We start from the raw sequence: 13,295 nt of genomic DNA on the forward strand, positions 1-13,295 counted from the left end.
GATGCACGGCGAGTACAAGGTCTCCGGCGGCAAGCTGGTCGTGGTCGATCTCGAGGTCTCCGACGGCCGGATCCGCGACGTCGTCCTGAGCGGCGACTTCTTCTTGGAGCCGGACGAGGCGCTGGGCCGCATGTCGGACGCCCTCGAGGGACGTCCGGCGGACGCGAGCCTTGGTGAGCTGGTCCAGGCGATCGACGACGCGCGCGGCGACGCGGTGATGGTCGGCTTCGACCCGCCGGCCGTCGCGCACGCGGTCCTGCGCGCGCTCGGTCGCAGCACGGCCTGGCACGACCACCGCTTCGAGCTTCTCATCGCCGGCCCGCAGCACCCTGCCGAGCAGATGGCGATCGACGAGATCGTGGCGCGACAGGTCGGCGAGGGCACGCGGGCGCCGACGCTGCGCGTGTGGGAGTGGGCGTCCAACGCCGTCATCATCGGCTCGTTCCAGTCCTTGTCCAACGAGGTCGACCTCGACGCAGCGGCGCGCCACGAGGCCACGGTCGTGCGCCGCATCTCCGGCGGCGGTGCGATGTTCGTCGAGCCGGGCAACACGATCACGTACTCGCTGTACGTCCCGGCGACGCTGGTCGAGGGGCTGTCGTTCGCGGAGTCGTACGCGTTCCTGGACGCCTGGGTCATCCGAGCGCTGCGGCAGCTCGGCGTCGACGCGTCGTACGTGCCGCTGAACGACATCGCCTCGCCCCAGGGCAAGATCGGCGGTGCGGCACAGAAGCGGCTCGCGAGCGGTGTGGTGCTGCACCACGTCACGATGTCGTACGACATGGACGCGGCCAAGATGCTCGACATCTTGCGCATCGGCCGCGAGAAGCTCAGCGACAAGGGCACGGTCAGCGCGGCGAAGCGCGTCGACCCGATCCGCAGCCAGACCGGGCTCAGCCGCGAGAAGGTCGTCGAGGCGATGCTCGATCACTTTCGGGCCAGCTACGGGCTGACCGAGGTCGAGATCGACACCGACACGATCGAGGAGGCCGACGCCCTGGCCGAGAGCAAGTACCTCGACCCGGCCTGGACCGCCCGCGTCCCCTGACCCCCTGACCCGCACCGCCGCTCAGGGGGAGGGGGGAGGGGACGGGGTGGTGTCGATCACCGAGTTGGGGTGGAAGAGGACGGGATCGCCGCGGCGGGTCGGCCGGACGAGGTCGAAGCCGCCCGTCGTCACCACCAGCCACGTGCGCGGCGGCTCGGGCTGGCCGAGCGACGTCCCCGCCTCGATCGCCTCGTGCGCGCACGTGACGTGGGTCGGCGGGAACGTGAACAGCCCGTCCAGTGCCTCGTTCTCGGGCCCCAGGAATGCGATGGGCCGGGCCAGCACCTCGCCGCACACCCCGCAGATGCGACTGAGCGCACAGCGGATCGCCCGGCTCTTCACGACTGCCGCGTGGACCAGCCCGTCGTCGTCCTGGCACGCGAACGGGGCGGTCGCCGCGTCGTCCACCACGGTCATGCCGAGGCCGCGGCCGACCACTTGCCCAGCTCCGTGCGGCGCGTGGGACGCTCGGAGTCCTGCAGGCGACGACGCTTGCGGGGGGCCAGCGGTGCCGGGTTGTCGGTCGTACGCCGGTTGGGCAGCGACAGCTTCATGATCGTGCGGAGCGTCTGTCCGTACTGCTTGTGCAACGGCCCCGTCGTGTACGGGATGTCGTAGCGGCGGCAGATGTCCTTGACCTTGACTGCGATGTCCGCGTACCGGTTGCTCGGCAGGTCGGGGAACAGGTGGTGCTCGATCTGGTAGCCGAGCTGCCCGCTCATGAGGTGCAGGAGCTTGCCGCCCTCGAAGTTGGCCGATCCCAGCATCTGCCGCAGGTACCACTCGGCGCGGGTCTCGTCCTCGAGCTCCTCCTCGGAGAAGTGCACGGCGCCATCGGGGAAGTGGCCGCAGAAGATGATCATGTACGACCAGACGTTGCGCATGATGTTGGCGGTGAAGTTGGCCGAGAGGGTGTGGAAGAACCCCGGACCGCTCAGCGCGGGATACATCAGGTAGTCCTTGAACGCCTGCTTGCCGACCTTGTCGCCGATCTGCTTGAGCTGCTTCTTGAGCAGCTTCGGGTCCTTCTTGCCCTTCCGGATCGCCTCGATGTCGAGGTCGTGCAGCGCCACGCCCCACTCGAAGAACAGCGCCAGCAGCGCGTTGTAGACCGGCTGGCCCAGGTTGTACGGCGTCCACTTCTGGTCGCGTGACATGCGCAGGATGCCGTAGCCGATGTCGTTGTCGTGACCGAGGACGTTGGTGAACTGGTGGTGGATGTAGTTGTGCGAGTGCTTCCACTGCTCGGCGGGCTGGGTGGTGTCCCACTCCCAGTTGCTGGAGTGGATCTCCGGATCGTTCATCCAGTCCCACTGGCCGTGCATCGTGTTGTGGCCGATCTCCATGTTCTCGAGGATCTTGGCCGATCCGAGCATGACCGTGCCGAGCAGCCACGCCGGCGGGAACATGCTCGCGAACAAGGTGATGCGACCGGCCGCGGCGAGGCGGCGCTGCAACGTGATGACCCGGGTGACGTAGTCACGGTCGGCCTGGCCGCGGTCGGCCTCGACCTGCGCCCGGATCTCGTCGAGCTCGCGGCCGATGGCCTCGACCTCCTCGTCGGTCAGGTGGGTGTACTCACGGACGTCGGCGAATGCCATGGGTGGCTCCTTCGCTAGTGGGTGGAGTGCGGGACGGGTCTACAGGGCGAGCGTGCAGTCGCCGACGGCGACCGAGATGCAGGTCTGGACGTACTCGTTGGGCTCGCCGTGCTCGTCGCCGCTGCGCAGGTCGCGGACCCGCCCGGCGGCCAGCGGCACGTCGCAGGTGTGGCAGATGCCCATGCGGCAGCCGAACAGCATGTTGACGCCGGCCTTCTCGCCCGCCTCGAGCAGCGTCGTGGCCCCGTCGACCTCGACGGTGGGGCCGCCGTCGCCGAACGTCACGGTGCCGCCGGCGCCCTCGGTCCCTGCCGTGGCGAGGGTGAAGCGCTCGACGTGCAGGTGGTCCTCGCGTCCGAGCCGCTGGAAGTGGTCGGTGAACGCATCGAGCATCGGCGCGGGGCCGCACGCCCAGGTCTCGCGGTCCATCCAGTCGTGGCAGACGTCGTCGAGCTGCTCGGGGGTCAGGATCCCGTCCACGTCGGTGAAGCGCTCGTGGAACGTGAACCCCTCGTGGCGGCCCGCGAGCTCGCGCAGCTCGTGCAGGAACATCATGTCCTCCTCGAACCGTGCGGAGTAGATCAGCGTGGCGTCCGCGAGGGTCCCGCGCCGGTCGAGCGTCCGCAGGATCGACATGACCGGTGTGATGCCGCTGCCGCCGACCAGGAAGAGCATCTTGTCCGGCGGCGGGTCGGGGATGACGAAGTCGCCCTGCGGCGAGGCCAGCCGCACGATCGTCCCCGGCTCGAGGCCGTTGACGAGGTGGTCGGACAAGAAGCCCTCGGGCATCGCCTTGACGGTGATGCTCACGGTCTTGCCCTCGACCAGCGGCGTCGAGGACAGCGAGTACGAGCGCCAGTGGAAGCGGCCGTCGAGCTCCACGCCGATGCCGATGTACTGACCGGGCGAGTGGTCGAACCGCCAGCCCCAGCCCGGCCGGATCACGAGGGTCGCGGCGTTCTCGGTCTCGGGCACGACCTTCTCGACCCGTCCCCGCAGCTCGCGCTGCGACCACAGGGGATTGACCAGGGCCAGGTAGTCGTCGGGGGACAGCGGCGTGGTCAGCGCCTTGCCGAGGTGGCGGATCCGGCGCAGCGCTGACGTGCGCTCGATGGGCGCTGAGGTCATGGCTTCCTCATTTCGGTGCACAACTGTTCACTGGGTGTCCTGTAACTCAGAGTGACACCTGAAACGGCGGGATGCAACAGGACGAGGGTCACGTCTTTGCCCGATGATGGACCCATGCCCTCGACGCACCCGCTCCGTGAGCTCTCCCTGACCGATCTGCGCCGCCGTACCAGCATCAAGTGGCGCGAGCACCCGGACGACGTCCTGCCGCTCTGGGTCGCCGAGATGGACGTCCTGGTGGCCCCGCCCGTCGTCGAGGCACTGACCGCCGCGGTGACGTCCGGCGACACCGGATATCCGCACGGCAACGCGTACGCCGAGGCGCTCGCGGACTTCGCCGCCGCCCGCTGGGGCTGGGAGGGGCTCGACTCGTCCCGCACCGCGTACGCCGCCGACGTCATGACCGGGATCGTCGAGGCGATCGGTCTGGTCTCGGGGCCCGGCGACCCGGTCGTGGTCAACCCGCCGGTCTATCCGCCGTTCTTCGGCTACGTCGAGCACGCCGGTCGTACGCTCGTCGACGCCCCGCTCGGCGAGGACGGCCGGCTCGACCTCGACGCGCTGGAGGCGGCGTTCATCCGCGCGGGAGCGGACGGTCGCCCCGTGACGTACCTGCTGTGCAATCCGCACAACCCCACGGCCGTCGTGCACACCTCCGACGAGCTGTCCGCGGTCGCGGCGCTGGCCTCGACCTACCGCGTGCGGGTCGTGGTCGACGAGATCCACGGGCCGCTGGTGCCGGAGGGGTTCGTCCCGTACCTGAGCGTCGACGGCACCGAGGACGCCTTCGCCGTGACGTCCGCGTCGAAGACCTGGAACCTCGCAGGGCTCAAGGCCGCGGTGATGATCGCTGGCGAGCGCGCGGCGCAGGATCTCGCGCGCCTGCCCGAGGTGGTGTCGCACGGACCCAGCCACCTCGGCATGCTCGCGCACACCGTGGCGCTGCGCGAGGGCACGCCGTGGCTGGACGACCTGCAGGCCGACCTGGCCGAGAACCGCGCGCTGCTGGCCACGCTGCTCGACAAGCACCTGCCCGACGTGAGGTGGGCCGCCGGGCCGGGGACGTATCTTGCGTGGCTCGACTGCCGTGAGCTCGGTCTGGGGGACGACCCGGCCGCCGTGTTCCTCGAGCAGGGACGGGTCGCGCTCAACCCCGGGCCCACGTTCGGCGAGGGCGGGGCGGGGCACGTCCGGCTCAACTTCGCGACGACGCCGGAGATCCTCACCGAGGCGATCGAGCGCATGGGGCGCGTCGTCCCGCCGCCGACTCCCTGAGCCGGACGAGACGGCTGGGCCTCCCGGGCCATGCCGCGATGGTCCGGACGGATGATTCTTCGCGGTGACCGGGACGGGACCACCCGAGTGTTCCTAGAATCGGGGACCCAAGGGAGGCACATGCGCACCGAGGCACAGGGCGGCCGGCTCACATCACTGCCGGGGCTCGCGGGCACGACGGCGTTGATGTACGCCGTGAGCTCGGCGCTGCTGATCAGTGCCGTGATCACCTGGCAGCCGGGCAAGAACCCCCGCTGGGCCTTCGAGGTGCTGGCGGTGGTCGCGGTGTCGTTCTTGGCGTGGGTGCTCGCGCGCGGTCCCCGATTCACCCAGCAGGAGGCGCTGGCGATGACGGCGGTCCTGCTCGCGGTCATCGGCTGCCTCACATGGACGACACACCTGCTGCTGGGCGCGTTCGCGAACGGGACCGCGCTGCCGATCGTGGCCGTGTACGTGATCTGGTACCTGCGCCCCGGGTCGGGCCGGGTGGTGCTCTTCCTCGGCGTGGCCTGGTGGTTCATCGCGATCGCCCACCACGGCGACGGCGCGGTCCTGCCGCTCGCGGCCGCGGTCGTCGTGCAGACCGTCATCGCGACCGAGGTCTTCGCCCGCATTAAGGGCCGCATGGACGATCTCGCCCGGCGGGACCACCTGACCGGCGCACTCAACCGCCGTGGCATCACCGAGGTGCTCGATCGTGAGCTCGAGCAATCGGCACGTCGGTCGCAGCCGATCTCGGTCGTCGCGATCGACCTGGACGGGCTGCGCGCCGTCAACAACACGCGTGGCCATGGCGCGGGCGACGATCTCCTCGAGGCCATGGCGACTCATTGGAGCGGTCACCTGCGTCGCCAGGACGCGGTGGGGCGGGTCGGTGGCGACGAGTTCCTGATCGTCCTCCCGGCGACCTCGAAGGAGCAGGCCGAACAGATCGTGGAGCGGATGGCGTCCGGATCGCCCGGCTCCTGGTCAGCCGGCGTCGCCGAGGCCAAGGTCGGGGACTCGGCCCACACCATGATCGAGCGCGCGGACCGCCGGATGTACGCGGCCAAGGCGGCCCGGCAGCGCGCCTGAGGTGCCGCCCGCGATGTACGGACGTACGGTGCGTGCATGAGCGATGGACCCGATGACGCACACACCCGCCCGGCGGGCGTCGACGACGCCACCGTCGAGGCGATGGGCAAGCTGAGCGAGGCCCTCGAGGCCGTCGAGGAGGCCCGTGGGCACCTCTACGCGTTCCACCGCCGGTGCGGAACGGCCGACCTGATGCTCGGCGACGCCGTCGAGCTGCTGCGCGCCGCGGGGCACGGGGAGACGGCCGACCGCATCGAGAGCGAGCTGGTGGGACGCAACATCCTCGAGGGACGCTGGTCGTTCCAGGTCGTTGAGGACTACGACGACCACTACTACGCGGCCTTCCGCGACCACGAGCGCCGGGCGCGCGAGGAGCTGGTCGGCGGCCTGCGGCATCTCTTCGAGGCCGAGATGAAGGAGGACCGGCGCACGCACGGGCGCCGTCACCACGAGGCCACACCTGAGAGCTCTTCTTAGGAAACTGGTGTGATTCAGGGCTGCAAGGGCGGGTACACCACCCGGCAGTCGACGAAAGGAGTCCCTCATGGGTCTCGGAGACAAGATCAGCAACGCAGGTGACGACGCCAAGGGCAAGGCGAAGGAAGCCGTTGGCGGCGCCACGAACGACGACGAGCTCGAGCGTCAGGGCAAGGGAGACCAGGCCAAGGCCGATCTCAAGAACGCCGGCGAAAAGGTGAAGGACGCCTTCAAGCACTGAGCGCATCCCGAGTTCACGGGCGCACCGACCACACGCTGGTCGGTGCGCCCGTTCCGTTTGTCGGGGCGTGGACTCAGAGCCGCTCGAGGATCTCCAGCGTGCGGGCCCATGCCGTGGACGACGGGTCGATCACGACGAAGTGATCGCCCTCGACCTCGGTCACGCTCGCATCGGCGCCTGCCTCGGTGGCCTGCGCGACGTAGTCGACGGACTGGCTCAGCGGCACCACGTCGTCGGAGCGGCCGTGGACGCAGCGCACCGGCACCGCGAGGGGGATGAGTCGCGCGGGGTCCGCGAGGGCGTAGCGCTCGTCCACGGCTCCGCCCATGAGCCGGCGCACTGCGCCCGATCCGAGGTCGGCGTCGATCGCCGCGGCGAGGTCGAGCACGCCGGCCTGTGAGATCGCCGCCGTCACCGGCACCGCCGGATCGGCCCAGCTCGACCCGGTCAGCCTCGGCCGGCCCGCAGCCCACACCGCGAGATGGCCTCCTGCGGAGTGGCCCAGCGTGATGACGGTGCCCGTGTCGAGGTCGTCGACCGTGGCCAGCGCGTCGATCGCGGCCGCGACGTCGTCGAAGGTCTCGGGCCACCCACCGCCGCTGCCGACGCGCCGGTACTCGATGTTGTACGCGGTCCAGCCCTGCTCGACGAGGGACGCAGCCAGCGGACGTCCCAGCGACAGGTCGTACTGCGACTTCCAGAAGCCGCCGTGGATCACGACGACGACGCCTCTCGACGCTCCGTCCGGGCGGGTCAGCTCGGCGTGCTGCTGAGGGTCCGGGCCGTACGAGATGTCGTCCACGCGTCGCTCCTTGTCGGGCCGGCCCCTGTCGTCCGGCGACGAGCAGGCCGCGAGCACGGCAGCGCCCATCAGGGCGATCATGCTGCGGCGATCCACGGTCCCATCCCAGCGGAGCGTCCGCGCGCCCGCCACCTGAACCGACAGAGGTGCGTGGTCGGTGAGCCGCGCCAGGACCGATAGAATCGCACTCCGTCGAGTCCATGGGAGGAGAACTTTCGTGGACGTGCACGACCTCGACACCTACCTGCTCGTCGGCGCCGGTGTCCTCATCCTCGCCGTGCTCGCGGTCCGCCTCTCGGTGTCGATCGGCCTGCCGTCGCTGCTGGTCTATCTCGCCCTCGGCCTCCTGCTCGGCAGCTCAGGACTCGGCATCGACTTCGCGGACGCCGATCTCGCCCATGCCCTCGGCTTCGGCGGTCTCGTGCTGATCCTCGCCGAGGGTGGTCTGACCACCAAGTGGCAGCACGTCAGGCCCAACCTGGGCTACGGCCTGCTGCTCGCGACCCTCGGCTCGGCCATCACGGTCCTCGTGGTCGCGGCGGGCGCGCACTACCTCCTCGACCTGGACTGGGAGCTCGCGGTCCTGCTCGCCGCGGTGCTGACCCCGACCGACGCGGCCGCGGTCTTCTCGGTGCTGCGCACGGTGCCGCTCAAGTCGAGCGTCACCGGGACGCTCGAGGCCGAGTCGGGCCTCAACGACGCCCCCATCGTCGTGCTGGTCGTGGCGATCAGCGCAGGGGAGGTCGCCGACAAGGGCGTGGGCTACCTGGCTGCGCTCGTGATCTTCGAGCTCCTGGTCGGTGCGGCCTTCGGCGTCGCGATCGGCTGGTTCGGCGGCTGGCTCCTTCGCCGGGTGGCCCTGCCGGCGTCGGGTCTCTATCCGCTCGTGGTCATCGCGTTCACGATCCTCGCCTACGGCTCGGCGGCGGCCGTCCATGCGAGCGGTTTCGCCGCGGTCTACATCGCCGCGCTGATCCTCGGCAACGCCGAGCTGCCCCACCGCGTGGCCACCCGCTCGTTCGTGGAGGGGATCGGCTGGCTCGCGCAGATCGGTCTGTTCGTGATGCTCGGACTGCTCGCGAGCCCCGACGAGCTGGAGTGGCGCAACGTCTGGCACGGGCTGCTGATCGGCGCGATCCTGACCTTCGTCGCCCGGCCGTTGACCGTGATGGTGTGCGCGGTGTGGTTCCGGCGGAGCGCCCGCGAGCAGCTGTTCGTGGGGTGGGCGGGTCTGCGGGGCGCGGTGCCCATCGTCCTGGCGACGATCCCGCTGTCCGCGGGGGTCGACGGCTCGCGCGACCTGTTCAACACCGTGTTCGTCGCCGTCGTGATCTACACCCTGCTGCAGGCCGCGCCGCTCGCGCGACTGGCCGCGGCGTGCGGCGTCCTGACCGATGCCGCGCGCGACGTCGAGGTCGAGGCCGCGCCTCTCGAGCGCGTGTCCGCCGACCTGCTGCAGATCCGGGTGCCGAGCGGCTCGCGGCTCGCGGGCGTCGAGGTCGGCGAGCTGCGGCTGCCGGTGGGTGCCTCGGTCACGCTGGTCGTGCGCGACGAGACGACGTTCGTCCCGCACCGCACGGATCGCATCGCGGTCAACGACGACCTGCTCATCGTCGCGGAGCGCTCAGTACGCGAGCAGACCGAGAGCCGGTTGCGCGACGTGGGCCGTCACGGCCGCCTCGCCGGCTGGGGCGTCGACGGCTGACCCCTGCCCGCGACGGACTGCGCGTCAGGGCAGCGGCACGACGGGGATGCACACCTTGATGTCGCGGTTGGACTTGATCGACGTGCGCGACTTGCTCTTCAGGCCCGAGAACTTGTCGCCGATCACGACCGTCACCCCGCCCGCCACGTCGATGTCGGGCTTCGCGTAGGTGACCTTGTCGCGGAACTGCGACGCGACGAGCCGCACCCGCGGATCCTTCTTGTCGGCCGTCAGGATCGCGACCCGGCCGGGCTTGGTCTTGCTCGTGCTGTTGCCGATCCGGCCGCCGAGGAAGCCGTTGGCCTGCAGGTTGATCGTCACCCGGTTCGCGAGGCCCGACCGAGCGGACGCGTTGAAGACGTTGACGCGCACGACGTTGCTGTTGAGGCGTTCGCCCTTCGCGACCACCGACGAGCGGCAGGTCGACTGCGTCGCGCTCGCCTCGGTGCCGGAGACGAGGAGGCGGACGCCGACGATCGTGCCGACGACGAAGACGATGACCGCAGTCAGCATCGTGAGGGTCTTGGTCATACGTGCTTGCCGATCGAGTGGACGCGGGCGTGGAGCATGTTGCGCTGCTGGAGCGCTGCGCGCAGGGCGCGGTGGAGACCGTCCTCGAGGTACAGCTCGCCGCGCCAGCTGACGACGTGGGCGAACAGGTCACCGAAGTAGGTCGAGTCGTCATCCAGCAGGTGCTCGAGGTCGAGTGTGGTCTTGGTGGTGGTCAGGTCGTCGAGACGCACCTGGGAGGGGGAGATCTCGGCCCATCCGTTCTGCGAGAGGCCGTGCTCGGGGTAGGGACGCCCCTCGCTCACCCTCCGGAAGATCACCCCGTCAGTGTAGACAGTGCACGGCCTGTCCGGCGGTAGCCTGTCGCCATGACGACCAGTGGCGACGCCCAGCAGGCCGCAGAGGAGGCCGCTCGGGTCGCTGCTGAGGCGCAGGCCGTCGCCGCCGCTGCGCAGAAGAAGGCCGACGAGCTCACCGCGGTGGCCGAGCGGGCCCGGGCCACGTCCGACACACCGAGTGCCGCCCCGAGCGGGATCGTCGACCTGGTCCGGGCCGGCTACGCGTTCGAGGGCGTGGCGATCGAGATGGGTGCGCTGGTCGACGACGGCCACCCCGTCCCGGACGCGCCGGTGCGGATCCCGCTCGCGATGCTCAACCGCCACGGTCTGGTCGCGGGCGCCACCGGGACCGGCAAGACCAAGACGCTGCAGGTGCTGGCCGAGCAGATCGCGTCGCACGGGGTGCCGGTGTTCGCCGCCGACATCAAGGGGGACCTGTCGGGGATCGCCACCGCGGGCACCCCGGACGAGGCGCTGCTCGAGCGGACCCGCAGCATCGGGCAGGACTGGCAACCGGTCGCGACCCCGACGGAGTACTTCGCGCTGGGCGGGATCGGCACGGGCGTGCCCGTCCGGGCCACGATCGAGGACTTCGGGCCGACCCTGCTCTCCAAGGTGCTGGGGCTCAACCGCACGCAGGAGTCGTCGCTGTCGCTCGTCTTCCACCATGCCCGCACCGCGGGGCTGCCCCTGATCGACCTCGGCGACCTGCGCGCCGTCCTGACGCACCTCACGAGCGCCGAAGGCAAGGCCGCGCTCAAGGACCTCGGCGGGCTCTCGTCGGCCACGGTCGGGGTGATCCTGCGTGAGCTCATCGGCTTCGCGGACGAGGGCGCGGACCAGTTCTTCGGCCGGCCCGAGATCGCGGTGTCCGACTTCCTCCGCACGGCTCCGGACGGGCGGGGCATCGTCTCGCTGCTCGAGGTCCCGGGGGTCCAGGACAAGCCCGCCCTGTTCTCGACCTTCCTGATGTACCTGCTGCGCCAGCTGTTCACCGAGCTGCCCGAGGTCGGCGACGTCGAGCGGCCCAAGCTGGTCTTCTTCTTCGACGAGGCCCACCTGCTGTTCGCCGACGCCTCGGACGACTTCCTCGAGACGATCACGCAGACCGTCCGGCTCATCCGCTCCAAGGGCGTCGGCATCGTCTTCGTGACCCAGACGCCCAAGGACGTCCCGAGCGACGTCCTGGCCCAGCTCGGCTCGCGGGTGCAGCACCAGCTGCGCGCCCACACACCCGACGCCGCAAAGGCCCTGAAGGCGACCGTGTCGACCTATCCCCACACGGCGTACGACCTCGAGGAGGTGCTCACCTCCCTCGGCATCGGCGAGGCGATCGTGACGGTCATGAGCGACAAGGGCGCACCGACCCCGGTCGCCTGGACCAGGCTCCGGGCGCCGCAGGGATCCATGGCCCCGACACCTGCGGAGGAAATCCGCGCCGCCGTCGCTGCGTCCCCGTTGATGGCCCGGTACGGCACCACGGTCGACCCGCAGTCGGCCAGTGACGTGCTGGCCGCTCGACAGGCGGAGGCAGACGCCGAGGACCGGCGGGAGGCCGACGCCGGGCGCGTGCAGAAGGAGTCCGAGCGTCTGGAGAAGCAGCGTCCCCGGCGCCCCACCCGCTCGTCGTCCCGCTCGCGACGCATGTCCCCGGTCGACCGAGCGGTCGGTGAGGCGAGTCGCACTTTGGCCCGGGAACTGGTCAAGAATCTGTTCCGGAAACGTCGTTGACTGGCTTTATCGTTCGATCTTGACGAGAATGTGGGTGACCCTGAGGAAGGAATCAGGGTCTCCACGGGTTGTTCCTCTTGTCGAGGCGCAACAGGATCGACAAGAGAAGGCGCACTTCGGCGCCTTGCTGGGTCAGGACCCGGACCGACCGCAGGAGGCGCGATGACGCAGTCATCAGCACGGACGATGCCGGCGGAGACGACCACCACCGCCAGTCGCTCGTCCGGCCTGTTGCGAGTGGCCGGCCGCGCCGGCATCGAGGTCGCGCTGATCGGCGTGCTCTACGTCGGCTACGTGATCTCCCGGACCTTCGCCTCGACCGCGTTCGCGCCGGCCCGGGGTCGCGCCTTCGACATCTTGACGTTCGAGAAGTCCTGGCGCATCGACGTCGAGTCCTGGCTCAACGACTTGTTCTTCAAGCACGAGTGGATCGGCGTCGCGAGCAGCTTCTGGTACGCCACGACGCACTACCTGGTCACCCTCGTCGTGCTCGTGTGGCTCTACCGCCGCAGTGTGTCGCAGTACGTCACGGCCCGCCGCGCGATCGTGCTGGCGTCCGTGATGGGACTGATCTTCTATCTGCTGATGCCGACGGCTCCTCCGCGTCTGGTCGGCGGCTACCACGACATCCTCAGCCTCAACTCGGGGATCGGCTGGTGGAGCCAGAACGGCTCGGCGCCCAAGGGCATGGGCGACATCACCAACGATCTCGCAGCGTTCCCGTCGCTGCACGCGGGCTGGGCGCTGTGGGTCGCGATCGTGCTGATCCGCGCGGGAGTTCCTCGCATCGTCCAGGGCATCGGCCTGGCCTACGCGGCCATGATGACTGTCGTGATCATCGGCACCGGCAACCACTGGATCGTCGATGCCGTCGTCGGGTGGGCCGTCGTCCTCGTGGCGTTCGGCGTGATGATCGCCTTCGACCGCGACGACTGTCATGGCTCCGACCACGACGCCGAGCACGAACCGGAGTCAGCCCGGGCCTGACGCCCCTTCGGAACGCCGCCTGATCGCCTCGGCGATCGCGGCGAGCACGGGTGTCGCGAGCGGCTTCCAGACCACGTGCATCCAGGTCGGCGGCGCGATCGGCACCGCGGTCCTGTCGGCGCTCGTCGCGAGCAAGGTCGCCCCGGCGGTCAAGGACGCCGGTCTGCCGGCCGAGGCGGAAGCCGCCGGCGCTGCGGGCGTGACCTTCGACGGGCTGCCGGCCGTCAACGACGCCTTCGTCAGCGGCATGCACATCGGTCTCGTCGTGGCGGCCGGTCTGTGCGTCGCGGTCGCCGCGCTCGTGATGATCGCGGTCCGCGAGCCGGCGCCCCGTGATGCGAGGACGGCGCTCGAGGACGCTGCCGCACCGGCCTAGGA

The 13,295-nt window shown here is 70.1% G+C and carries 15 protein-coding genes; 9 read left to right on the forward strand and 6 right to left on the reverse strand.

Annotated elements, in window-relative coordinates; translation table 11 throughout:
- The first annotated feature begins 1 nt into the window (after nucleotide 1).
- Nucleotides 2–1,048 carry a lipoate-protein ligase small subunit gene (gene lplB, locus GEV26_RS01245; RefSeq protein ID WP_153654905.1) on the forward strand — a complete coding sequence of 349 codons (1,047 nt, stop codon included), beginning with the start codon at nucleotides 2–4 and terminating at the stop codon, nucleotides 1,046–1,048.
- A 21-nt stretch (nucleotides 1,049–1,069) separates the two neighbouring features.
- Here lplB and GEV26_RS01250 read toward each other — a convergent pair whose 3' ends face one another.
- The 3 genes from GEV26_RS01250 to GEV26_RS01260 are packed head-to-tail and all read right to left on the reverse strand — an operon-like array spanning nucleotide 1,070 to nucleotide 3,777.
- Nucleotides 1,070–1,465: a hypothetical protein gene (locus GEV26_RS01250; RefSeq protein ID WP_153651384.1), complete on the reverse strand. Its 396-nt coding sequence runs from the start codon at nucleotides 1,463–1,465 to the stop codon at nucleotides 1,070–1,072.
- Nucleotides 1,462–2,649: a fatty acid desaturase family protein gene (locus tag GEV26_RS01255; protein WP_153651385.1), complete on the reverse strand. Its 1,188-nt coding sequence runs from the start codon at nucleotides 2,647–2,649 to the stop codon at nucleotides 1,462–1,464. Before GEV26_RS01255 ends, GEV26_RS01250 begins: the two co-directional genes overlap by 4 nt.
- A gap of 39 nt (nucleotides 2,650–2,688) precedes the next feature.
- Nucleotides 2,689–3,777 (reverse strand): ferredoxin reductase, encoded by a 1,089-nt coding sequence (locus GEV26_RS01260; protein WP_153651386.1) that lies wholly within the window; start codon nucleotides 3,775–3,777, stop codon nucleotides 2,689–2,691.
- A 114-nt stretch (nucleotides 3,778–3,891) separates the two neighbouring features.
- Here GEV26_RS01260 and GEV26_RS01265 point away from each other — a divergent pair, with 114 nt between their 5' ends.
- From GEV26_RS01265 to GEV26_RS01280, 4 genes are all read left to right on the forward strand, one after another.
- Complete coding sequence (locus tag GEV26_RS01265) at nucleotides 3,892–5,052, forward strand: MalY/PatB family protein (RefSeq protein WP_153651387.1); 1,161 nt, start codon at nucleotides 3,892–3,894, stop codon at nucleotides 5,050–5,052.
- Nucleotides 5,053–5,172: 120 nt separating this feature from the next.
- Nucleotides 5,173–6,126, forward strand: a complete 954-nt coding sequence (locus tag GEV26_RS01270; RefSeq protein ID WP_153651388.1) for a GGDEF domain-containing protein — start codon at nucleotides 5,173–5,175, stop codon at nucleotides 6,124–6,126.
- A 36-nt stretch (nucleotides 6,127–6,162) separates the two neighbouring features.
- Nucleotides 6,163–6,603 carry a hypothetical protein gene (locus tag GEV26_RS01275; RefSeq protein WP_153651389.1) on the forward strand — a complete coding sequence of 147 codons (441 nt, stop codon included), beginning with the start codon at nucleotides 6,163–6,165 and terminating at the stop codon, nucleotides 6,601–6,603.
- Between the two features lie 67 nt (nucleotides 6,604–6,670).
- Entirely contained in the window at nucleotides 6,671–6,844 is a 174-nt protein-coding gene (locus tag GEV26_RS01280; protein WP_153651390.1) for a CsbD family protein, read from the forward strand.
- 73 nt (nucleotides 6,845–6,917) lie between these two features.
- Here the strand turns inward: GEV26_RS01280 and GEV26_RS01285 are convergent, their stop codons facing one another.
- Nucleotides 6,918–7,742 carry an alpha/beta hydrolase family protein gene (locus tag GEV26_RS01285; RefSeq protein WP_243838836.1) on the reverse strand — a complete coding sequence of 275 codons (825 nt, stop codon included), beginning with the start codon at nucleotides 7,740–7,742 and terminating at the stop codon, nucleotides 6,918–6,920.
- A gap of 121 nt (nucleotides 7,743–7,863) precedes the next feature.
- Here GEV26_RS01285 and GEV26_RS01290 point away from each other — a divergent pair, with 121 nt between their 5' ends.
- Nucleotides 7,864–9,351 (forward strand): potassium/proton antiporter, encoded by a 1,488-nt coding sequence (locus tag GEV26_RS01290; RefSeq protein ID WP_153651391.1) that lies wholly within the window; start codon nucleotides 7,864–7,866, stop codon nucleotides 9,349–9,351.
- Nucleotides 9,352–9,375: 24 nt separating this feature from the next.
- On the opposite strand, the gene GEV26_RS01295 is transcribed toward GEV26_RS01290, so the two are convergent.
- On the reverse strand, nucleotides 9,376–9,882 hold the full coding sequence (locus GEV26_RS01295; protein ID WP_153651392.1) for a LytR C-terminal domain-containing protein: 507 nt from the start codon (nucleotides 9,880–9,882) through the stop codon (nucleotides 9,376–9,378).
- On the reverse strand, nucleotides 9,879–10,181 hold the full coding sequence (locus GEV26_RS01300) for a type II toxin-antitoxin system VapB family antitoxin (RefSeq protein ID WP_153651393.1): 303 nt from the start codon (nucleotides 10,179–10,181) through the stop codon (nucleotides 9,879–9,881). Before GEV26_RS01300 ends, GEV26_RS01295 begins: the two co-directional genes overlap by 4 nt.
- Nucleotides 10,182–10,229: 48 nt before the next feature.
- On the opposite strand from GEV26_RS01300, the gene GEV26_RS01305 reads away from it, so the two are divergent.
- From GEV26_RS01305 to GEV26_RS01315, 3 genes are all read left to right on the forward strand, one after another.
- A complete protein-coding gene (locus GEV26_RS01305; protein WP_153651394.1) occupies nucleotides 10,230–11,930 on the forward strand; it encodes a helicase HerA-like domain-containing protein in 1,701 nt (566 codons plus the stop codon).
- Between the two features lie 162 nt (nucleotides 11,931–12,092).
- Nucleotides 12,093–12,917, forward strand: coding sequence for a phosphatase PAP2 family protein (locus GEV26_RS01310; RefSeq protein ID WP_153651395.1), 825 nt, complete (start codon nucleotides 12,093–12,095; stop codon nucleotides 12,915–12,917).
- Nucleotides 12,868–13,293 (forward strand): MFS transporter, encoded by a 426-nt coding sequence (locus tag GEV26_RS01315; protein ID WP_153651396.1) that lies wholly within the window; start codon nucleotides 12,868–12,870, stop codon nucleotides 13,291–13,293. The genes GEV26_RS01310 and GEV26_RS01315 overlap by 50 nt, the downstream gene beginning before the upstream one ends.
- Nucleotides 13,294–13,295: the final 2 nt, after the last annotated feature.

Origin of the sequence: Aeromicrobium yanjiei, assembly GCF_009649075.1 — a bacterium.
GTDB classification, from domain to species: domain Bacteria; phylum Actinomycetota; class Actinomycetes; order Propionibacteriales; family Nocardioidaceae; genus Aeromicrobium; species Aeromicrobium yanjiei.